General features: G+C 60.6%; 21 protein-coding genes and 2 tRNA genes. 8 read left to right on the plus strand and 15 right to left on the minus strand.

Going from position 1 to position 20746, the window contains the following annotated elements; all coding sequences use genetic code 11:
• Positions 1-6 precede the first annotated feature (6 nt).
• Positions 7-420 (minus strand): SufE family protein, encoded by a 414-nt coding sequence (locus tag ACP15S_RS08255; RefSeq protein ID WP_425039090.1) that lies wholly within the window; start codon positions 418-420, stop codon positions 7-9.
• Positions 421-544: 124 nt separating this feature from the next.
• Here ACP15S_RS08255 and ACP15S_RS08260 point away from each other — a divergent pair, with 124 nt between their 5' ends.
• On the plus strand, positions 545-1051 hold the full coding sequence (locus ACP15S_RS08260; protein ID WP_425039091.1) for a hypothetical protein: 507 nt from the start codon (positions 545-547) through the stop codon (positions 1049-1051).
• Between the two features lie 135 nt (positions 1052-1186).
• Here the strand turns inward: ACP15S_RS08260 and rnd are convergent, their stop codons facing one another.
• The 3 genes from rnd to purM form a co-directional block, all read right to left on the minus strand.
• Entirely contained in the window at positions 1187-2356 is a 1170-nt protein-coding gene (gene rnd, locus ACP15S_RS08265; protein WP_425039092.1) for a ribonuclease D, read from the minus strand.
• A gap of 88 nt (positions 2357-2444) precedes the next feature.
• The gene (purN, locus tag ACP15S_RS08270) at positions 2445-3032 is read right to left on the minus strand and encodes a phosphoribosylglycinamide formyltransferase (protein ID WP_425039093.1); all 588 of its coding nucleotides are present in this window, start codon (positions 3030-3032) and stop codon (positions 2445-2447) included.
• Positions 3029-4093, minus strand: coding sequence for a phosphoribosylformylglycinamidine cyclo-ligase (gene purM, locus ACP15S_RS08275; protein WP_425039094.1), 1065 nt, complete (start codon positions 4091-4093; stop codon positions 3029-3031). Before purM ends, purN begins: the two co-directional genes overlap by 4 nt.
• Positions 4094-4216: 123 nt before the next feature.
• Between purM and ACP15S_RS08280 the strand changes: the two genes are divergently transcribed.
• A tRNA-Ile gene (locus ACP15S_RS08280) sits at positions 4217-4293 on the plus strand.
• A 146-nt stretch (positions 4294-4439) separates the two neighbouring features.
• On the opposite strand, the gene ACP15S_RS08285 is transcribed toward ACP15S_RS08280, so the two are convergent.
• Entirely contained in the window at positions 4440-4745 is a 306-nt protein-coding gene (locus tag ACP15S_RS08285; protein WP_425039095.1) for a hypothetical protein, read from the minus strand.
• 156 nt (positions 4746-4901) lie between these two features.
• The gene (locus tag ACP15S_RS08290) at positions 4902-6200 is read right to left on the minus strand and encodes an ATP-binding protein (RefSeq protein ID WP_425039096.1); all 1299 of its coding nucleotides are present in this window, start codon (positions 6198-6200) and stop codon (positions 4902-4904) included.
• Between the two features lie 46 nt (positions 6201-6246).
• Here ACP15S_RS08290 and ACP15S_RS08295 point away from each other — a divergent pair, with 46 nt between their 5' ends.
• The 3 genes from ACP15S_RS08295 to ACP15S_RS08305 all read left to right on the plus strand — a co-directional run bounded on the left by ACP15S_RS08295 (position 6247) and on the right by ACP15S_RS08305 (position 8625).
• Entirely contained in the window at positions 6247-7149 is a 903-nt protein-coding gene (locus ACP15S_RS08295) for an MBL fold metallo-hydrolase (RefSeq protein WP_425039678.1), read from the plus strand.
• A gap of 72 nt (positions 7150-7221) precedes the next feature.
• Positions 7222-7296 (plus strand) — tRNA-Asn (locus ACP15S_RS08300).
• Positions 7297-7458: 162 nt separating this feature from the next.
• On the plus strand, positions 7459-8625 hold the full coding sequence (locus ACP15S_RS08305) for a CaiB/BaiF CoA transferase family protein (protein ID WP_425039097.1): 1167 nt from the start codon (positions 7459-7461) through the stop codon (positions 8623-8625).
• Positions 8626-8647: 22 nt separating this feature from the next.
• On the opposite strand, the gene ACP15S_RS08310 is transcribed toward ACP15S_RS08305, so the two are convergent.
• A complete protein-coding gene (locus ACP15S_RS08310) occupies positions 8648-9097 on the minus strand; it encodes a hypothetical protein (RefSeq protein WP_425039098.1) in 450 nt (149 codons plus the stop codon).
• Between the two features lie 317 nt (positions 9098-9414).
• On the opposite strand from ACP15S_RS08310, the gene ACP15S_RS08315 reads away from it, so the two are divergent.
• Positions 9415-11460 carry an ASKHA domain-containing protein gene (locus ACP15S_RS08315; protein WP_425039099.1) on the plus strand — a complete coding sequence of 682 codons (2046 nt, stop codon included), beginning with the start codon at positions 9415-9417 and terminating at the stop codon, positions 11458-11460.
• A gap of 2 nt (positions 11461-11462) precedes the next feature.
• Here the strand turns inward: ACP15S_RS08315 and ACP15S_RS08320 are convergent, their stop codons facing one another.
• The 4 genes from ACP15S_RS08320 to ACP15S_RS08335 all read right to left on the minus strand — a co-directional run bounded on the left by ACP15S_RS08320 (position 11463) and on the right by ACP15S_RS08335 (position 14200).
• Positions 11463-12062, minus strand: coding sequence for an HNH endonuclease (locus ACP15S_RS08320; protein ID WP_425039100.1), 600 nt, complete (start codon positions 12060-12062; stop codon positions 11463-11465).
• A 122-nt stretch (positions 12063-12184) separates the two neighbouring features.
• Entirely contained in the window at positions 12185-12850 is a 666-nt protein-coding gene (locus tag ACP15S_RS08325) for an alpha/beta hydrolase (protein WP_425039101.1), read from the minus strand.
• Complete coding sequence (locus ACP15S_RS08330) at positions 12847-13470, minus strand: DNA-3-methyladenine glycosylase family protein (protein ID WP_425039102.1); 624 nt, start codon at positions 13468-13470, stop codon at positions 12847-12849. Before ACP15S_RS08330 ends, ACP15S_RS08325 begins: the two co-directional genes overlap by 4 nt.
• A complete protein-coding gene (locus ACP15S_RS08335; protein WP_425039103.1) occupies positions 13457-14200 on the minus strand; it encodes a precorrin-6A/cobalt-precorrin-6A reductase in 744 nt (247 codons plus the stop codon). Before ACP15S_RS08335 ends, ACP15S_RS08330 begins: the two co-directional genes overlap by 14 nt.
• Before the next feature lie 86 nt (positions 14201-14286).
• On the opposite strand from ACP15S_RS08335, the gene ACP15S_RS08340 reads away from it, so the two are divergent.
• Entirely contained in the window at positions 14287-15534 is a 1248-nt protein-coding gene (locus ACP15S_RS08340) for an MFS transporter (RefSeq protein WP_425039104.1), read from the plus strand.
• A gap of 3 nt (positions 15535-15537) precedes the next feature.
• Here the strand turns inward: ACP15S_RS08340 and ACP15S_RS08345 are convergent, their stop codons facing one another.
• The 4 genes from ACP15S_RS08345 to ACP15S_RS08360 form a co-directional block, all read right to left on the minus strand.
• The gene (locus ACP15S_RS08345) at positions 15538-16305 is read right to left on the minus strand and encodes a squalene/phytoene synthase family protein (RefSeq protein ID WP_425039105.1); all 768 of its coding nucleotides are present in this window, start codon (positions 16303-16305) and stop codon (positions 15538-15540) included.
• The gene (gene cimA, locus ACP15S_RS08350) at positions 16295-17905 is read right to left on the minus strand and encodes a citramalate synthase (protein ID WP_425039106.1); all 1611 of its coding nucleotides are present in this window, start codon (positions 17903-17905) and stop codon (positions 16295-16297) included. The genes ACP15S_RS08345 and cimA overlap by 11 nt, the downstream gene beginning before the upstream one ends.
• Positions 17906-18056: 151 nt before the next feature.
• Complete coding sequence (gene cysS, locus ACP15S_RS08355) at positions 18057-19505, minus strand: cysteine--tRNA ligase (RefSeq protein ID WP_425039107.1); 1449 nt, start codon at positions 19503-19505, stop codon at positions 18057-18059.
• A 285-nt stretch (positions 19506-19790) separates the two neighbouring features.
• Entirely contained in the window at positions 19791-20171 is a 381-nt protein-coding gene (locus tag ACP15S_RS08360) for a VOC family protein (protein ID WP_425039108.1), read from the minus strand.
• Between the two features lie 95 nt (positions 20172-20266).
• On the opposite strand from ACP15S_RS08360, the gene soxR reads away from it, so the two are divergent.
• On the plus strand, positions 20267-20731 hold the full coding sequence (gene soxR, locus ACP15S_RS08365) for a redox-sensitive transcriptional activator SoxR (RefSeq protein WP_425039109.1): 465 nt from the start codon (positions 20267-20269) through the stop codon (positions 20729-20731).
• Positions 20732-20746 lie beyond the last annotated feature (15 nt).

Genomic DNA, 20746 nt, shown 5'->3' on the forward strand with positions numbered 1-20746 from the left:
GCGCTGTCAGGCGGTCTGCGCTGCGGCCGTTTCGCGAATGCGCTCGATCATGGAGCGCAAGCCGTTTGAGCGCTGCGCGGACAAATGGTCATTCAGGCCCAGCCGTTCCATCTCGGAACGCGCATCAACCGCCAGAACCTCTTGCACAGCCAATCCGTTATAGAGCCTGCGCAATACAGCGATCAATCCCTGCACGATCATGGCATCGCTTTCGCCATCGAAATGAAAACGACCGTTTTCGATGACGGGATGCAGCCACACCTGCGAGGCGCAGCCATCGACCTTCGTTGCGGGCACTTTCAGCGCGTCTGGCAAAGGCTCCAGCGCTTTGCCCTGCTCAATGACATAGCGGTAGCGCTCTTCCCAATCGTCTAGGAAATCGAAATCTTCCACGATCTCTTCAAAAGCGGCACTGGCCATCGGACACCTCTCTCTCGTGTTGCCTCTGAGTTAGGCCGCTGTCCGCAAAAGGTCCAGAGGCGCTTTTCACGCAGGCAGCAATGGGATAGGCCTTGAGAAAGACCTGATGATAACGGAGAGACCCATGCGCAAGGTGTTGATTGCCTCACTAATCCTGGCCACGGCGGCAGGCTGTGCGCGGGTCCGGGATTCCAACATCAATCCGTTGAACTGGTTTGGCCGATCCTCCAGCGCGCCCGTTACAACATCGGAAAATACCAATCCGCTGATCCCTGCGCGGCGCGCCTCGGTATTTCAGAGCGAGGAAGACCGTGTGTATCGCGGCACGCTTGTGGGCAATGTCACGGATCTGCGGATCGAACAGGTTCAGGGCGGCGCAGTAATCAAGGCCACGGGCGTGGCGACCTCTCTTGGCGCATTTGACGTCAGGCTGGTGCGCGATGAGGCGGACTCGGACGGCAGCACGCTTACCTTTGAGATGCGCGCCTTGCAGCCCTCCGCCGGGCGCGGACGCGGGACGGAGCAATCGCGTACCGTGACAGTGGCCACGAACCTCTCGACGCAAGATTTGCTCGGCGTACGCACTATTCGTGTCGTCAGCGCGAGCAATGTGCGCAGCTCACGGCGTTAAGGGCAAAAGGTCCAGGGCGCGCTGGAGCGTTGGGCCAAGAACCCCGTAAACAGCTTCAGGATAAACGCTGCGCGACATATGAGCCTCGCACGCGCTCTGCCCTTATCTGATGTCTGACGTAAAAACCCCGATGCTTCAGGTCGCGTCTTCGAGCTCAATAACCTCGATCCGTTCGCCTTTGGCGGTTAACGCAATCTTTCCGGCACAAAGCCGCAATGCGTCCTCACCGAAAACCTCACGCCGCCAGCCGTTCAGAGCTGACACGCTGCGCAGACCTGCCGCCAACGAATCGAGATCCGAGGCCGGCGCAATCAGCTTGGACGCAACGCCAAATTGCTCGGTCTTGGCCTTGAGCAAAACGCGCAGCAAATCCGCCAAAGCGGGGTTCACCTGTAGCTTGTCACGTGTGCGATCAGGCTTGGGCATGTCTTCCGGCGGGCAATTTACGCCAGCCTCGATCGCGGCCAGAATGCCATCCGCAATAGCGCCTTTTCGCGCTTCGCGTTGCAGCAGGCGGGACCGGCCGAGCTCCTGAGGCGTGCGCGGTTTTGTGGAGGCCAGTTCGACCAGCGCTTCGTCCTTGAACACGCGGTTGCGCGGCACGTCGCGATCCTGCGCATAGGCTTCGCGGAACTTCGCCAGTTCTCGCACAATGGCCAGAAATTTCGGCGAGCTTGTCCGTGTCTTTACCCGCAGCCACGCATTCTGTGGTTCGATCACATAGGTGTCCGGCGTTGTCAGCACGCCCATTTCTTCATCAACCCAATGGGTTCGGCCCGAGCGTTCAAGCTCAGCCGCGAGGTTCTCATAAATCCGGCGCAGGTGCGTGACGTCCGCAAGCGCATAGCGCTTCTGCGCATCCGACAGCGGCCTGCGCGCCCAATCTGTGAAGCGAGACGACTTGTCGAGCCCTGTTTTCGCAATGGACCGCACAAGACGCTCGTATCCCACTTGCTCACCATAGCCGCAGACCATGGCCGCGACTTGCGTGTCAAACAAAGGCGCTGGGATGAAACCTGCATCGACAAAGAAGATTTCCAGATCCTGCCGCGCGGCGTGAAACACCTTGACCACACTCTCATCGCGAAACAGCTCGTAAAGCGGGTCCAGAGAGAGACCTTCGGCCAGCGGATCCACCAATACGGCCGTGTCATCATCCTTGCCCGGCATGGCCAATTGGATCAGGCAAAGCTTCGCATAGTAGGTGCGTTCTCTGAGGAATTCCGTATCCACCGTGACATAATCATGCTGGCTGGCTTCGGAACAGAATTCCGCCAGACCCTCGGTGGTCGTAAGTGTCCGCATGTGTGCTCTTTTCTTGTCTTATTGCCGCACCCGTACACCCGGGGCTATCAATAATCACCCGGAAGGAAAAGGCGCTTCATTGTCACATCTATTCGTTGTGTTTTGAAACACTCTCGCAGAAGTCCCGCAGGGCAGCTGGATAGAGCTGATGCTCCTCGACAAGCACCCGCGCGGCCAGAGCGTCAACCGTATCGCCCGGCTGGATCGGCACAGCGCGTTGCCCGAGGATTGGGCCATCATCGAGGGCTGGCGTGACGAGGTGAACACTGCAGCCCGCCTGGGTATCCCCCGCCTCAAGCGCGCGGGCATGGGTATTCAGGCCCTTGTATTTGGGCAAGAGCGAGGGGTGAATATTGAGCATCTTTCCCTCCCAACGGCGGACAAAACCCTCTGTCAGCACACGCATGAAACCTGCAAGGCAGATGATCTGTGTGCCATGGGCCACGAGCGCGCTGTGCAGAGCCTCTTCAAAGGCCGCGCGATCATCCCCGTAGGGTTTATGATCGACCACCGCCGTGGGCACGCCACGGGCTTGCGCTTTGCCCAAACCTCCCGCGCTGGCCACGTTGGACAGGACCAGACAGGGTCGCGCCGGATGATCGCCAACCATATCCTCGACCAGACGCACCATATTGGAGCCGCTGCCGGAGATCAGAATGGCAACCCGCAGGGTCACGCAAGCGTGCCTGTGTAAAGACTGTGCGTGAGGCGCGCGCCCGGCTGCGCCACAACCTCGCCCAAACGGGTGACTGTTTCGCCCTCGGCCTGCAACACATCGGTGATGGCGTCGGCACGATCCGCAGCCACGATCAAGACCATGCCCACGCCGCAGTTGAACGTCTTCAGCATTTCGCTGTCCGCGATGCCCCCGGCCTCGCGCAGCCACTGGAACACCCGCGGAAGGCGGACAGCGGCCAGATCAACCTGTGCCGCCAAACCCTCCGGCAAGACCCGGGGCAAGTTTTCCGTCAAACCACCGCCGGTAATATGCGCGAGACCATGCACACCGCCCGCGCGGATCGCTGCCAGGCACTGGCGGACATAGATCCGTGTTGGCGTCAAAAGCGCCTCTCCAAGCGTCCCCGCGCCAAAGGGATTGGGCGATGCCCACGACAGCCCTGCATGGTCGGCAACACGGCGCACCAACGAATACCCGTTGGAATGCACCCCATCGGAGGCCAAACCCAGCAAGACATCGCCCTCGCAGACACCGGCAGGCAGATGTGATCCCCGCTCCATGGCACCAACCGCAAATCCTGCCAAATCAAAATCCCCTTCGGGGTACATACCCGGCATCTCGGCCGTTTCCCCGCCGATCAGCGCCGCACCTGCGCGCACGCACCCCTCGGAGATGCCCTCAATGATGCGCGCTGCGGCCTCCGTCTCCAGTTTGCCCGTGGCGAAATAGTCAAGAAAGAGCAGCGGCTCCGCCCCCTGACACACCAGATCGTTCACGCACATGGCCACCAGATCGATGCCCACGCCATCGACATGCCCGGTATCAATGGCGATGCGCAGCTTGGTGCCAACGCCGTCGGTCGCTGCGACCAGAATGGGGTCCTTGTATCCTGCATCGGCCAGATCGAAGAGCGCGCCGAAGCCACCGAGCCCCGCCATCACGCCGGAGCGATTGGTTCGTTTGGCTGCCGGTTTGATGCGATCCACCAGCGCGTTGCCCGCATCGATATCGACGCCAGCATCGGCATAGGTGAGCCCGCTTTTATTCTGGTCTGACATGGGAACTCTCCGCCAAAAGCCGTTGCCTGTGGCGCGTAAAGCATCGCGCGCGGCCTCGCAACTGGCAAACGGCGCGGAGACGGGCTTGACCCGGGGCACGCTGACGCATAGGCATCTGCGCGGGGGCCTGTAGCTCAATTGGTTAGAGCAGAGCGCTCATAACGCTTTGGTTGCGGGTTCAAGTCCTGCCGGGCCTACCAACTCCCTCTCTTGCATGCTTTTTCAAAGTGGAAATATGCTGGCCGCGTATCGCACAGCCGTTGCCGCCTGGAGGCCTTCACCTATCAAAAAAGGCGCGGTCCCGCCTCTCTGGGACCACGCCTCTATCTGAATTTCGTTCGCGCTTTTAGAGCGTTGTCGGACAGTTCCCGCTGGCATTGGGCAGGCCCAGATGATGCGGGTTCTGGATCAGGATCCACATTGGCGAATGCCCCGGCGCCTGAGCGCGGGAATAGGCACAGCCATTGGGCGCGACATACCAGTTTCCGGAGTAGCTCGAGCGCGGCGCAGCCTGCGCCATCAAGACATCGGATTGAAAGAAGGTCATGTCCGACACTGGCGTCGCACCGGGATCTACCACATTGGCCTGAGCCAGTGTTCCAAGGGCGACGGTGCAGGCGACGGCGGAAACAAGACGGGAAAACTTGGTCATAAGGATCTCTCCATTGGCAGCTGATGAGGAGAGTATGATCGAGCGCTCGCGACACAGGCTGGCCAAGAATATGGCAGGAGCGTGAACCTCCGTTCAAGTTTGAGTCAAACGTGTCGCCGCTCCCTCGCGTTCAACGCGCGCCTTCAGCGACAGGCCCTAACGCGCAATCACCAGATCAGCGGCCAGCCCGCCCAGCGTCTGGCTCTCGGCCAGGCGCAGCATTCCGCCATGGGCACGTGCGATGTCAGAGGCGATGGCCAAGCCAAGACCGACGCCTGAACCGCGATCTTGATTGCGCGCCACGTCAAGTCGCACGAAGGGCCGCATGGCGGCCTCTCTCTCAGCAGGCGCAATGCCCGGCCCATCATCCTCCACCCGGATGCGCAAGGCCCGGTCTGTGACAAAAAGGCTGACCTGCGCGCGCGTCCCATATCGCGTCGCATTGCCGATCAGGTTTTCAATGCAGCGCCGTATCGCAAGCGGGCGCAGCATGACATCCCCCGCGCCCTCGATTGTCTCAAGGTCGACCTGTTTGCCAGCCCGCTGTGCATCGCTGACAATGGCGCGCACCAGGGCTTCCGGATCGACGCTTTCCGGCTCTGCCTGCTGCGCATCTCCCCGGGCAAAATCGAGGAACTCATCGAGCATGCGCTCCATCTCCGTCACGTCGCGTGACATATCCTCCGCGCCCGGATCATCCGACATGGACAATCCCAACTTGAGGCGCGTGAGCGGGGTGCGCAAATCGTGGCTGACCCCGGAGAGCATCAAGGTCCGTTGCTCCATCTGCCGCTCGAGCCTTTGGCGCATGTCGAGAAAAGCATTGCCAGCCGCGCGGACTTCGATTGCGCCGCTGGGCTTGTAGGCAATATGCCGCCCGCGTCCGAAGGCCTCTGCGGCCTTGGCCAGCCGCGTGATGGGACGCAGCTGATTGCGCAGGTAGACAAACGCGATGATCGTCATCAACGCCCCGAACACGATCATGTTGACCAGCAATTGATGCGGATTGGACGCTGAAACGCGCGACCGGTCAAACTGCACCTCCATCGGGCCATCCGCCATGGCGAGATAGACCAGCGCCTCACGATCATTGGGCAAGGATACCGCTTGTATCTGCGGCACACGCATCGTGAGTTCCCGGATCACGACAATCCCCGAGAAGTCAAACCAACGCCGCTCGCTGACGTCAGGCAATTGCGCCATGGGAACGGGCGTCAGCGTATAGTCAAGCGCCTCTGCCATCCGCGCCCGCTCCAGTGCGTCAGGCGTCGTCTGCAAAAGCCGTATCTCCTGCACCACGGCCCGCGCCATCTGTTCCGTCACCCCCTCGAAATGCCGCTGAATGAAGACAATCGAGACAAGCAATTGCAGCATGACCACCGGCAAAACCAGGATCAGCGCAGCCCGGCCATACAGACCGCGCGGCATATAGCGTTTGAGCCATTCGAACGACATGCGCTATCACTACCCCTCAAGCCTGCCCGACAAAAGGGAAATACATATGCTGCCGCCTGCCCCGCCCCGTCTGTTTGAGCTGGCCCCGGATATACGCCGCCTGATCGCACCAAACCCCTCGCCGATGACCTATTGGGGCACCAATACCTACCTGCTGGGCCAACGGGACGTGGCCGTCATTGATCCCGGCCCCACGGATGCAACCCACTGTAAGGCCATCCTCGACGCTGTGCCCTCTGGCGGGAGCATCAGTCATATCTTTGTTACCCATGCCCATCTCGATCACAGCCCCGGCGCGCGGGATTTGGCGCAAGCAACGGGCGCAATGGTCCATGCGTTCGGCCCGGCGACTGCGGGCCGAAGCGAGGTTATGACCGCCCTTGCGACAGAAGGCTTCGCGGGGGGCGGCGAAGGTGTGGATGACGCCTTCATACCCGATGTGATCCTCGAAGATGCACAGACCGTGTCGTCCCGTGATTGGGACCTTACAGCGCTGCATACGCCGGGCCATATGGGAAACCATCTGAGTTTTGCATGGAATGATCTCTGCTTTTGTGGCGATCTGGTCATGGCATGGTCTAGCTCGCTGGTCTCGCCCCCCGATGGTGATCTGACGGATTTCATGGCCTCCTGCGAACGTCTGAAGGAAGGCGCCTACAAGGCGCTCCATCCTGGCCACGGTTTGCCTATCGAAGATCCCGCAGCGCGTCTTGATTGGTTGATCCAACACCGCAAAAGCCGCGAGCAACAGATCCTGAGCGCCCTGACGCAAGCGCCGGGCACCGCTGAAGCGCTCGCCGCACGCATCTACACCGATATCCCCCCCAACCTTTTGCCCGCCGCCGCGCGCAATGTTTTTGCTCATCTGATCGACCTCACCGGCAAAGCGCAGGTCGCGCCGACAACAACCCTCCGGTTCGACGCAGTTTTCGCAAAAAGCAAAAGCTAGGGACGTTTTACGCATTTTGTGACGAAACCCTCTGGACGCCCGGAATCGCTGTTGCTATATCGCCCCTCGTGTTCCGGCGTAGCTCAGCGGTAGAGCAGTTGACTGTTAATCAATTGGTCGTAGGTTCGATCCCTACCGCCGGAGCCAATTTCCCCAGCTACCCAATATGAGACGCGCTTAGCGCGTTGACGACGTCTGTGAGCCTGTAGCACGTGCGCAGGGTGGCGGCTTGTCGCGCATGGAGAGAAAAACCCCTACGCTTTGCGCCAGACACCTGCTTAGCTGACGTCAAAAACGCGGAGCAGGCCCATGACGTCCCCCCTCAAAGGCATCACCATTCTCGATCTCACCCATGTTTTGGCAGGGCCGTTCTGCACGCTCTCGCTCGCGGATCTGGGCGCAGATGTCATCAAGGTCGAACCACCCGGTCGCGGCGATGACACGCGGGCCTTTCCCCCGTTCAAGGATGGGAAATCCGCATATTTCGCGGCAATCAACCACTCGAAGAAATCCATCGCGCTTGATCTGAAAGCCGATGACGATCGGATCGTGTTTGAAAAGCTACTCGCGCGGGCCGATGTCCTCGTCGAGAATTACCGCCCCGGGGTGCTCGACCGTCTGGGCTATGGCTGGGAGGATGTGCATGCTGCGCATCCCGCGTTGATTTACGCGGCTGTCTCCGGGTTTGGGCATACGGGCCCGGATAAACTGAAGCCCGCCTATGATATGGTTGTGCAAGCCCGCGGCGGAACCATGTCCATCACCGGTGAGAAAGATCGCGATCCCGTGCGCGTGGGTGCCTCCATCGGAGACATCGTGGCGGGTATGTTCCTGACACAGGGCATTCTCGCAGCGCTCTATGACCGTCACACAACCGGGACCGGTCGGAAGATCGACGTGGCTATGCTCGATTCGCAACTGGCCATTCTGGAGCATGCCGTAGCCATCACGACGACGACGGGCAAACCGCCCGGGCGTTCCGGCGCGCGGCACCCCTCGATTACCCCGTTTGAGACCTTTCACGGCAGCGACGGCCAATTTGTCATCGCAGCTGGAAATGACACTCTCTTTGAGCGCCTCTGCGTCTGCCTGGGCCTGCCACTTGCCCAGGACCCCCGCTTTGCCACGAATGCAAAACGCTGTGAAAACGCGCGTTTGCTCAGGCGGCTCATCGAAGCCATCACGTTGGATCAGACCTGTGCCCATTGGATTGCGCGGCTGACGGCGGCAGGTGTGCCCACCGGGCCCATACAGGACGTTGAGCAAGTGCTGAAAGATCCGCAAATTCTCGCGCGCAACATGGTCGTGGATGTGTTGGAGCATGGCCGGCCCGCTTTCAAGGCGGCGGGCAACCCGGTCAAGATCAGTGGCATGGCGGACCCGTCGACGCGGCCGCCTGCCCCCTCACTTGATGGCAACCGGGGAGAAATCCTGCGTTGGCTCGAAACACCGATTGCGGCAAAACGTCCGCGATAGTCCCTGCCGGAGTTGCCGCGCTCTAGAGATTGACGCGCTGCGCATCCCAGCCCAGCCTGAGTTGCACTGGGCCTGCCGCCGACGCGCCCGTTTTCACGCAGTTCGCCACATCCCACTGCGGCGCATTGGTATACCGCGTGTTTTTGAAGAAGCGCAGATTGCGCATGATCTTCTCGCCATTGAGCTCGACATAGGCATTGCCCAGAACCTGAAACGTCGCTGAGCGCTGGCTGGGGTCAGGATAGGTGATCGCGCCACAAATCGCGATTTCGTCATCGACCGCAATGCCGCGCCATTGAATAATCAAGCCGGGGCGAGGTTTGCCTGTGACACCGCTGGTAATCTCGTTGAACGCAGAGGTCACCGGGACCTCCATGAATACATCCGGCGCCGAGGACTGATTTGCCGTATCTTGACAAGCCGACAGGGCAACAACACCCAAGATCCCCAGGATAATACGCCAGTTCTTCATAGTCCTCTCCTCATACCAAGTTGGTCGTGTCTCGCCGCCCCACGCCGGGCGTGTCGACATGTCTTCCCTATAGCACTTCGCAAAAAACATGACTCATGAAAACACTGCCAAGAAAATGCTTTCTCGTGTTCTTCGTGATGCGCGACGTATCAGGTTCCCGTCGGACTGATCGAGGAAAAGACCAATGCGTACAGGTTCAAGAACCCGCGGCTTTTTGCTGAAATGACGGTCAGTTACATGTGAATGCCGCTCTTTGGCTGTATCTTTGCGTCCACGGTCATATGTTCAGCAGCAACGACGCGACGAAAAGGTATGAGATGTCTCAAGATCCCCTCGTGGTTTTCACCCCCTCCGGCAAGCGCGGACGCTTCCCGATTGGCACCCCGATCCTCACGGCGGCACGTCAGCTGGGCGTTGATCTGGATTCAGTTTGCGGCGGGCGCGGTATTTGCTCAAAGTGCCAGATTTCGCCCGGTGTGGGCGACTTTCCAAAACATGGCGTTGTGGTGTCGCAAGATGCCTTGTCCGAATGGAACGCTGTGGAGCAGCGCTATGACGACAAACGCGGCCTGAAAGCGGGGCGCCGGTTGGGCTGCCAGGCGACAATGCAAAGCGATGTTGTGATCGATGTGCCGCCCGAGAGCCAGGTGCATAAACAGGTGGTCCGCAAGGCGGCCACAGCCCGCGCCATCACGATGAACCCGGCGACGCGGCTCTATTTTGTCGAGGTGGACGAGCCTGACATGCATGTTCCGACGGGCGATTTTGAGCGTCTGGAACGGGCCTTGGCAGAGCAATGGGATGTCGGTCCGATCTCTGCTGATCTGTCGTTGATGAGCAAATTGCAAAACGTGCTTCGTAAGGGCGCCTGGCGTGTGACCGTCGCCCTGCATCGCGATCATCACAGCGCGCAGGCCAAGGTTGTCGAGATCTGGCCCGGCTTGCATGAAGACGGGCTCTTCGGTTTGGCCATCGATTTGGGCTCGACCACAGTTGCCGCGCATTTGACCGATCTGGAAACCGGCGAGGTTCTGGCCTCATCAGGCATCATGAACCCGCAAATTCGCTTTGGCGAAGACCTGATGAGCCGGGTGTCCTATGCGATGATGAACCGCGGCGGCGATGTCGAAATGACCAAAGCCGTCCGTGAGGCGATCAACACGCTGGCGGCTGAGATCGCAGTTGAGGCCAAGATAGATCCTACGTTGATTGTAGAGACTGTGTTTGTCTGCAACCCGGTCATGCACCATCTCTTGTTGGGGATGGACCCCGTCGAACTTGGTCAGGCGCCATTTGCCCTGGCCACGTCAGGCGCATTAAGTTTGCCCGCCAAAGATCTGGATTTAAACGCGATTAATGCGCGTGCGCAGATCTATCTGCTGCCCTGTATTGCTGGTCATGTAGGGGCTGATGCCGCTGCTGTCGCCCTCTCAGAGGAGCCCGGGAAAAGCGAGGATCTGGCGCTGATTGTCGATGTGGGCACCAATGCAGAGATCCTGCTGGGCAACACAAGTCGCGTTCTGGCCTGTTCGTCCCCCACCGGTCCCGCATTCGAGGGGGCCCAGATTTCGTCTGGGCAGCGCGCCGCACCGGGCGCCATTGAGGCGATCCGCATTGATCCCGAGACCAAGGAGCCGCGCTTCCGGGTGATCGGCTGCGATCTTTGGTCGGACGAGACAGGGTTTGCAGAAGCCACCGCCGCATCGGGCATCACGGGCATCTGTGGGTCCGGCATCATCGAAGCCGTAGCTGAGCTGCGGATCGCGGGTCTGCTGGATCCCTCCGGTCTCATCGGGTCCGCCGCACAGACCGGCACAGCGCGCTGCATCGCGGAGGGGCGCACCCATGCCTACCTGATCCACGACGGAACAGACGACGGCGGCCCGCGCATCACGGTCACGCAAGGAGATATCCGCGCCATCCAGCTTGCAAAGTCCGCTCTTTATGCCGGCGCACGCCTCTTGATGGATGACATGCAGGTCGACAAGGTGGATCGCGTGGTGCTGGCAGGCGCGTTTGGCGCGCATATCTCTCCCAAACACGCGCTGGTGCTGGGTATGATCCCGGATGCGCCGCTGGACAAAGTCATTTCAGCGGGCAACGCCGCAGGGACAGGCGCGCGCATCGCGCTCTGCAATACCCAGGCGCGTCAGGAGATCGAACGCGTTGTGGGCGAAATCACGAAGGTCGAGACCGCCATTGAGCCGCGCTTTCAGGAGCATTTCGTCAACGCCAATGCGATCCCGCATGCAACGGACCCGTTCCCGGAGCTCTCATCCATCGTGACCTTGCCCGATGTGGGCTTCAATGCGGGCCCCTCGGAAGGCGAAGGCGGACGCAAGCGGCGCCGTCGGCGCGCTTGAGGTCAGGCGTCCAGCTCGGCATCCCAATAGAGAAAATCCACCCAGCTGTCGTGCAGGTAGTTGGGTGGAAACTTGCGACCCATGTTGCGCAATTCCTCAGCTCCGGGCTGGCGCGGCGGCTTGCGCAGGGACAGACCGGCCCGCCGCAGCGATTTCGCGCCTTTGCGCAAGTTACACGGCGCACAGGCCGCGACGACGTTTTCCCACGACGTGCGTCCCCCGCTGGCGCGTGGCACAACGTGGTCAAAGGTCAATTCCCCGCGTGCCCCGCAATACTGACAGCGAAACTCATCGCGCAAAAAGAGGTTGAACCGGGTGAAGGCCACACGCTTTTGCGGCTTCACGTAATCCTTGAGCACCACAACCGAGGGGATCTTCAACGACACCGTGGGCGAATGCACCTGTGCCTCGTATTCCGCGACGATATCGACCCGGTCGAGATACGCCGCTTTGACCGCATCCTGCCACGGCCAGAGCGACAATGGATAATAGGACAACGGACGATAATCGGCGTTCAGAACGAGCGCGGGATAGTGCTTGAGCGATCCCGGAGACCGCGTGAATTCAGTTCTGAAGTCTTGAGCAGTATCAAGTGGACTCATTTCTTGCCTCGGCTTCCCCCTGGGCCCGAGGCGAAGACATCCGCCCCGGCTCTAGAGAACACTATATATCGGGCAAGTAACCTGACAAGCCCCTCCTGCTAGTGTTCGGGAAAGCCGCGGGTTCAGAGCCCGCAGTGATCGCGCATAAAGGCCAGGGCCACGCCCAAACCATCGGGCGCAATCCCATGCGCTGTGCCCTTCATCACATGGGCAAAGACATCAGTGAATTCGGCGCGCTGCAGCGCTTCGGCCGCCTCGGGCAGCGATTGCACAGGGACCACATCGTCCTGATCGCCATGCACCAGCAAGATGGGCATGCGCGATTGCACCTCGTCGGGCAGCAGGTCTGGCGCGAGCAACCGACCGGAGAACGCCACGATCCCGGCCACGGGATCCTCGCGTCGGGGCGCAACATGCAAAGCGATCATCGTGCCTTGCGAAAATCCGAACAGCACAACCTGTTCAGGCAGAAGATCATTGTCGATCATGACGCCATCGAGATAGGCATTGAGATCTTCCGCCGCGCGCGCCATGCCCGCCTCGGCTTCTTCCTGACTGGAACCATCGATCCAAGGAATGGGAAACCATTGAAAGCCCATTGGCGCGCCCGCACAGGCCTCGGGCGCGTCAGGCGCCAGAAACAAGGTATCGGGCAGATGTTCCGCCAGGGGCTGCGCCAGCCCCAAAAGATCTGCGCCATTGGCGCCATAGCCATGCAGAAACACGACCGCCGAGCGCACCGATCCCGATTGCGGCTCTACCCGGCCCGATTGCAAAACCCGTGTCATCTGATGCCCTCTCGATTTTTCTCCACGCGGTAGTAGGCCCAAAGCACCCGTGCCGCAACCGATCGCCAGGGCGACCAGTCCAGGGCCAGTTCCCGCAAGGCGCGCTCCTTGGGGCGGGCATCCAGACCGTAGAGCTCTTTCGCCGCTTCCTGGAGCGCAAGATCACCGGGCGCAAAGACATCCGCATGGCCCAGAGAGAACATGGCGTAGATTTCCGCCGTCCAGACGCCAATGCCTTTCACCGCTGTGAGGATGGCGATGACCTCTTCTGTCTCCGCCGCGCGCAAGGCATCGAAGTCGATGCCGGCCTCTGCCAATGCGCGCGCGTAACTGGCCTTTTGCCGGGACAGGCCCAGGGCACGCAGACCGTCTTCGTCCAACGCCAGCACCGCCTCGGGCGTCACGACACCCGCCGCTTCCAATCTGGCCCAGATCGCCGCGGCGGAGGCGACAGAGACTTGCTGGCTCACAATCGCGGACAACAATTGGGCAAAGCCGTCCGCACGCAACCGCAAGGGCAAAGGCGCGGTAAGGTCGATGGCATGGGCCATGCGCGGACAGGTTTGCGCGAGCCAGGCCGCACCCTCGGCCACGCAGGCATCGCTCTCAATCCGGCGCATATTGAGACGCCCCCACACCGGCCTCGCGCCGGGCCAACATGTCCAGAAGCGCTTCAGGCGTCTCCACAACCGGCACTGATTCAGGCAGGTCCGGCCGCGGCAACATGGCAATCGGCAACCCCAGCGCACGCGCCGCCTTGAGTTTGGGTGCGGAGCCCTGCCCGCCTGCATTGCGCAACAGCAACCAGTCAATCCGCTCCGCACGCAGCATCGCGATTTCATGCTCAACCGTGAACGGCGCGTCTCCGTCGAGGAAATGCCCCTCGCCCGCATAAAGCTCGCCGCGCGCGCGCAGCTGCCGGATCACAAGATACCGGCCTTCGAGAAGATGCTCCAAAGCCGCAACGGAGCGCCCAAGGCCTACAAAGACCCGCGCACCGTCGGGGATCGTCGCGCCGACATCGCCATCCCGGCTCAGCATGTGCCATTGATCGCCCGGGCCTGCCTGCCACCCGGGTCGTTGCAAAATAATAAGGGGACGCCCGAGCGCTGCACAACGTTGCGGCAAGGTATCATAGAGCGCGTCATCACAGGGATGGGTCGCCAATATGACCGGCCCTTGAGCGTCGGACACAATGGCCTCGGCCGACCACTCAGAAAGGATCTCGTAAGCGACACCGCCGGGATCAGACCGCAAGGGCCCGGGCAGCACGGCGCGCGCTTGCGGGCATTGGCGCGCAAACGCATGTGCCTCCGCCGATCCGCCAATGATAAGAAGCTCTTCTGCCATGATGTGAACATAGACAGCTCGCGCGTCCGGCACCAGCGCGGCTTTGACACCTTGCCCGATCCCGGCAACAGGCGTAGAGCGGAATTATGAGTATCTCTGACGTATCTTCTGTTGCCCCCGATGACACGCGCGCCAAGCGCAACGTCGCTGTTCTTGTTGCGGCCCAGGCCATCCTGGGCGCGCAGATGCCTTTGGTTTTTGTCGTGGGCGGACTGGCAGGCCAGCAGCTTGCGCCAAATGTCTGTCTGGCGACCTTGCCCATCTCGCTGATCGTCTTTGGCTCGATGACAACCGCGCCGTGGTTGTCGCCCCTGATGCAGCGCATGGGCCGTCGTCTCGGCTTTGTCGTCGGCGCTCTGGGGGGGCTGGCCGGGGCACTGATCTGCGCCTATGCGCTGATGCTTGGCAATTTTTGGCTCTTTCTGGCAGGGTCCTACATGACGGGCATCTACATGTCCGCACAGGGATTTTATCGCTTCGCCGCCGCTGACACCGCGTCAGAGGCCTTTCGTCCAAAGGCCATTTCATACGTGCTGGCAGGTGGGCTACTGGCCGCGATTATCGGACCACAGCTCGTCTCGTTCCTGACCGCAGGCAACCCGGATGCCACGGCGGCGCGATATGTGCCGGTCTATCTAGCGGCGGCCGGGTTGAATGCCGTGGGCATGTTCCTGTTTGTCCTTCTGGACATCCCGAACCCTCCCAAAGCCAAACAAGGCGTCGAGGGCGGGCGCAGCCGCCGGGAGCTTCTCCAATCGCCCCAGATTGTCACGGCGATCATCGTCGGCGCTGTGACCTATGGGCTCATGAACCTCGTGATGACCTCCACGCCGCTGGCCGTTGTCGGCTGCGGCTTTGGGGTGCCCGATGCGTCCAATGTCGTCACGATGCACGTGCTGGCCATGTTCGCGCCATCCTTCTTCACAGGCCACCTGATCGCGCGGTTTGGCGTCGAACGGATCATGGGCCTGGGCCTGTTAATTCTGGCAGGCGCTGGCGTCGTGGCATTGCAAGGCGTGGCTTTGACGAATTTCTACGGGGCGCTCATCCTTCTGGGCCTTGGCTGGAATTTCGGCTTCATCGGCGCCACGACGCTGCTGACCATGTCGCACACGCCCGAGGAGCGCGGGCGCGCGCAGGGGCTCAATGACCTGATCGTGTTTGGCGGCGTGACCTTCGCCTCTCTGGCCTCGGGCGGGTTGATGAATTGCGCGGGCGGTGATCCGGTGCAGGGATGGACGGCGGTCAATCTCGCTATGGTGCCCATGCTGGCGCTGGCGGGCGGTGCGCTCATTTGGCTGATGCTGCGTCCCAAGGATGAGCAAGTCGCCTGAGCGTCAATACTTGCCGAGCCGGGCCGCGATGAACCGCACACTGCGCTTGATCGGCGCGAGCACGAGCGTTGTGTCCTTTAGCATGGAAGGATCCCGGCAGACCGCTTTCAGAATAGGCCGCGCCAAAGCCGCCGGATAGAGCGCCGGACGCGCAGCCGGTGCCACATCGCGCAGGCGCACCGCATCCAGTTGGCCAAGCGCGTCTTTTGCCAGCGCCACGACCGCCTCGGGCCTGCCATCCACCAAAGGTCTGCGACCGCGCGCCTCCAATTCCGGGACGGCACGGAAATAGCTCGCCAGACCCGCGGCGTAGGCCAATTGCTGCACATTGTCTGTCACGGCGCCTCCCAGACTCTCCACCGCAACGGACATCACATGGCCCGATGTCTGGCGAATGTAGCTCTCAAACGCCGCCGCATCCTCGAAAGGGTCGCGGTAGATATCCCATCGGCGCGCCTCGACGGCCTCTTGCAGGAGCCGCGCCTGCGCCGGTGAGATGACAGTGGCCAAAGGCGTGGTCACCTCATGACGCCGGACGTCCCCGTCGCCCGCGATCTCGCCAAGCGCATCATGCCACCACTGCAACCGCATCTCGGCAATCATCGCTTCCTGCGTGACCCATGGCGCGCGGGCCACTTCGACATTGAGCGCATAAAGAGGAAAGAGCACGGCACGGGCAGACACAGGCGCGAGCATGGCCGCCGCAAACCGATCCGGATCGCCCTTTTCCACAATTTCGGCGCAGGCATGCCAGGCGGGCCTATCTGCCATCGCGCACCAGCTTCCAGCGCACCGCATCCAGCAGCGCTTCAAACGAGGCATCCACGATGTTGGCCGACACGCCAACCGTCGACCAGCGTTGCCCCTGCCCGTCCTCACTGTCAATGATGACGCGGGTGACAGCTTCGGTGCCGCCTTGGGTGATGCGCACTTTGAAATCCACGAGCCTCATGTCGTCAATCAGGGCCTGATACCGGCCCAAATCCTTGGCCAGCGCCTTGTAGAGCGCATTGACCGGGCCACGGTCAGACCCTGTGTCATCGAAACTCTCGGAGACAGACAGGCGCTTTTCGCCGTCCACATTGACAACAACAACAGCTTCCGAGATCGAAACCATGTCATTGTGCTTGTTCTTGCGCCGCTCGACCGTGACTTTATAACGTTTGACCTCAAAGAACTCCGGCAAAACACCGAGCTCTTCGCGGGCCAGAAGCTCAAAACTGGCCTGAGCCGTATCATAGGAATAACCCGCCGCCTCGCGCCGTTTGACGCGCTCGAGAATACGCGACAGGGCCAGATCCCCTTTTTCGACCTCAAGCCCGGCATCCGCCAGACGTTTGCGCAAATTGGATTGCCCGGCCTGATTTGACATCGGGATGATGCGCGTGTTGCCGACGCTGGCCGGGTCCACATGCTCATAGGTTGACGGGTCCTTGAGGATCGCACTGGCATGCAACCCCGCTTTATGAGCAAAGGCGGACGCGCCCACATAGGCTGATTGCTTCATCGGCACCCGATTCAGGATCTCGTCCAGCATGCGGCTCGTGCGCACCAAGCCCGCCAAAGCCTCGCGGCTCACGCCGATCTCATATTGGCTGGCATAGGGCTCCTTGAGCAACAAGGTCGGGATCAGGGCCGTCAGATTGGCATTGCCACAGCGTTCGCCGAGGCCATTCAGCGTCCCCTGGATTTGCCGCGCGCCTGCGTCCACGGCTGCCAATGTGCAGGCCACGGCATTTTCGGTATCGTTATGGGTATGAATCCCCAGCTTGTCGCCCGGGATACCAGCGGCAATGACCTCAGCCGTGATCCGCCCAACCTCTTCCGGCAACGTCCCGCCATTGGTGTCGCATAGCACACCCCAGCGTGCGCCTGCCTCCAGCGCGGTGTTCAGACAGGCCACCGCATAATGCGGATCGGCCTTGTAGCCGTCAAAGAAATGCTCGGCGTCAAACAGCCCCTCGCGCCCGGAGGCTGCGATATGGGCAAAACTCTTGGACAGGGCATCGAGGTTTTCCTCTTTCGTGATGCCAAGCGCCGTCTCGACATGAAACACATGGGATTTGCCCACGAGACACACAGCCCCTGTTCCCGCGTTCAAGACAGCGGCCAGAACATCGTCATTCTCCGCCGAGATGCCCGCGCGCTTGGTCATGCCAAAGGCTGTCATCTGCGCGCGTGTCTTCAGCCCTGCTTCAAAGAACGCACTGTCCGTGGGGTTGGCGCCGGGCCAACCGCCTTCGATGTAATCGACCCCCAGCGCATCCAGCGCTTCTGCAATGCGCAGCTTTTCATCCGTCGAGAATTGGACACCCTGGGTCTGCTGTCCGTCACGCAGCGTGGTGTCATAGAGGTAGAGGCGCTCTGTCATGATATTCCAAATGTCCGTTTAGAGGCCCATGCGAATATATGCAGCGCCCGTTCGTGCTCTCGGCGCGAACAGCCCCCGACCGCCCCCATGGGCGGGGGCTTCGCCCCCACCCGCGCTCGGGAACTGTTCTCTGCCGTTCCAATGCTCATGATCAATCCAATTTGGTCGGGTCGAAATTCAGGCTTGGCGTTACTTCGATCATGCCATTGCCAATACGAACCTCAACGCCTGCAGCTACCGCGTTGCTCTTCAATCGATCAAACTCACTAAAGTCCTTGGTCTCAATCGCCCCGGCCCGGCTTGCAACCAAAGAATGGCACAGCCCCATCAGCTTTTCTTGCGTGTCTAGATCCAGAGATCCCTTCCAGCTGACATGCGCTTGCGCGCTCAAGTCTGTGATTTTGTTCTTCTTGAGTGCCGCTGGGACTTGTCTATCCGGAAACGGAAATCCCATCCATTCCATCGCATAGCGCAGTTCGCGATGCCGATTTCCGGATCGGTACAATTTCATCATGTTTGCCAGTGCTTTGGAGGTGTCCAAGTCACTGGAGATAGGCGGGACAACAGCATAAGCGCCTTGTGGGTCGGGCTCCAGTTGCCACACGGCATCATACCAATCCGCCAGCATCGCCTCCGCCTCCCGTGCCTTCTTTTCTGTCCAATCCATCGGCTTAGAATAATGCGTCGACAAAAAGACGAAGCGGATCACCTCGCCGGGCACGCCCTGGTCTAGCAAATCGCGGACCGTGAAAAAGTTGCCGAGAGACTTGGACATCTTCTTGCCCTCGACCTGCAACATCTCATTGTGCAGCCAGACCCGCGCAAACCCTCCTTCAGGGTGGGCACAGCAGCTCTGGGCTATCTCGTTTTCATGATGGGGGAACATCAGATCATTGCCGCCGCCATGAATGTCAAATGTCTCGCCCAAAAGCTCATGGGCCATGGCCGAACACTCGATGTGCCACCCGGGCCGCCCGCGCCCCCAAGGGCTGTCCCATCCCGGCAGATCGGGCTCAGACGGTTTCCACAACACAAAATCCATCGGATTGCGCTTGTAAGGCGCGACCTCGACCCGCGCGCCCGCAATCATGTCATCCACCGATCGACCAGACAGCGCCCCATAGGCTTCATACGACTCGACGGAAAACAAGACATGACCCTCCGCCGCATAGGCATGCCCCTTGGCAATGAGGTCCTCCGCCATGGCCACCATCTGCGGCACGTATTCCGTGGCCCGCGGCATATGCGTCGGCTCCAACGTGCCAAGCGCGCCCATATCGGCGAGATACCAGCCAATCGTCTCTTCCGTGATTTCCCCAATGGACCGACCGCTCTCGGCGGCCCGCGCATTGATCTTGTCATCGACATCCGTGAAGTTGCGCACGTAAGTCACTGCATCCGCACCATAAACTTCTCTGAGAAGCCGGAACAGAACGTCAAACATGATCACATTGCGCGCATTGCCCAGATGCGCACGATCATAGACCGTGGGGCCACAGAGATAGATCCGAACATTGCCGGGATCGATCGGAACAAACCGCTCCTTCGCCCGCGACATCGAGTTGCGCAAGGTGATCTCTATTTTACTCTCAACAGCCATGTCAGCCTCCAAACGCGTCGCGCGCGCGGCGGGCATAGCAGTGTCTTACAAGGATGAAAAGAAAACCGGCCCGCCTGATCGTTCAGGTGGGAATGCAGCAGATAATTGATGCAGTTCTACGGTTCATGGGTCCGTGATAGCCTGATCAACGCCGATGCGCCACAGATTTCTCACGCTCATGCCAGTGCGAAGGTAAAAGCCAATCGGATACCTCTCCTTTAAAGCACTCCCAAAATACCGCGCGACAGCGCGTAGCCAGCGCGTGCGCAAGCACGCACAATCAGGTCACGCATAGCACACAACTTCATATTCGATCCCGTCTGGCCCCTCAAAATAGAACCGACGCCCCGGCTCGTAATCGTGATGGGCATGGGGCGTAAAACCAGCCGCGCGCACCCGCGCCTCCGCCGCTTCGAGATCCGGTACAACAATCCCGATATGGTTCAACGTCCCTGTGCGCGAATAGCGCTTTGGCGCCGGGCCCGTGGTATCACCCGGCGAAAACAGAGCCAGATAGCTGTCCTGCGTGCCAACATGCACCGCATCCCAACCGCCCTGAGCGGTCTTGCCCTGCCACCGCACGCGCCAGCCAAACGCCTGTTCCAATATGCTGGCGGTTTCATGGGCATCAGCCACGGTCAGGTTGATATGTTCGAGAATTGCCATCGGTGTGATCCTTTTGTTTTGCTGTCTTCAGCATGACATCTCACCTATACTTGAGATCAAGGAGATAGATTGTCACTAAATCAGAGGGTTGCGCGATGCGAGGGATATCAATTGGAGCCATAGCCGAGCGAACCGGGCTCAGCGTCGCCACCATTCGCTTTTACGAAGAGCGCGGGCTCGTGCATCCCGAGCGCAATGCTGGTGGCCACCGCGCCTTCGGGCGCGGCGACATCAGGCGTTTGTCTTTCGTGATGATTGCACAGGAGCTTGGATTTTCCCTCAAGGACATTCGCGCCGCGCTCGAAAGCCTGCCCAAACGCCGCACCCCGACCAAGGCCGATTGGGAAAAACTCTCGCGCGCGTTTGGAGCCGAACTCGACGCGCGGATCATGCGCATGCAATCGTTGCGCCACAGGCTCGATGGCTGCATTGGATGCGGTTGCCTCTCGCTGGAGGCTTGTCACCTCTACAACAAGGATGATCGCGCAGCGCGCCGCGGCCAGGGCCCGCGCTATCTCCGTGGCGACGCACCCGCCATGGATGCGCAAAATCGCGATTGACTCGCAGGGTCTCTC

Source organism: Primorskyibacter sp. S187A (assembly GCF_049800955.1).
GTDB lineage: Bacteria > Pseudomonadota > Alphaproteobacteria > Rhodobacterales > Rhodobacteraceae > JAKVBH01.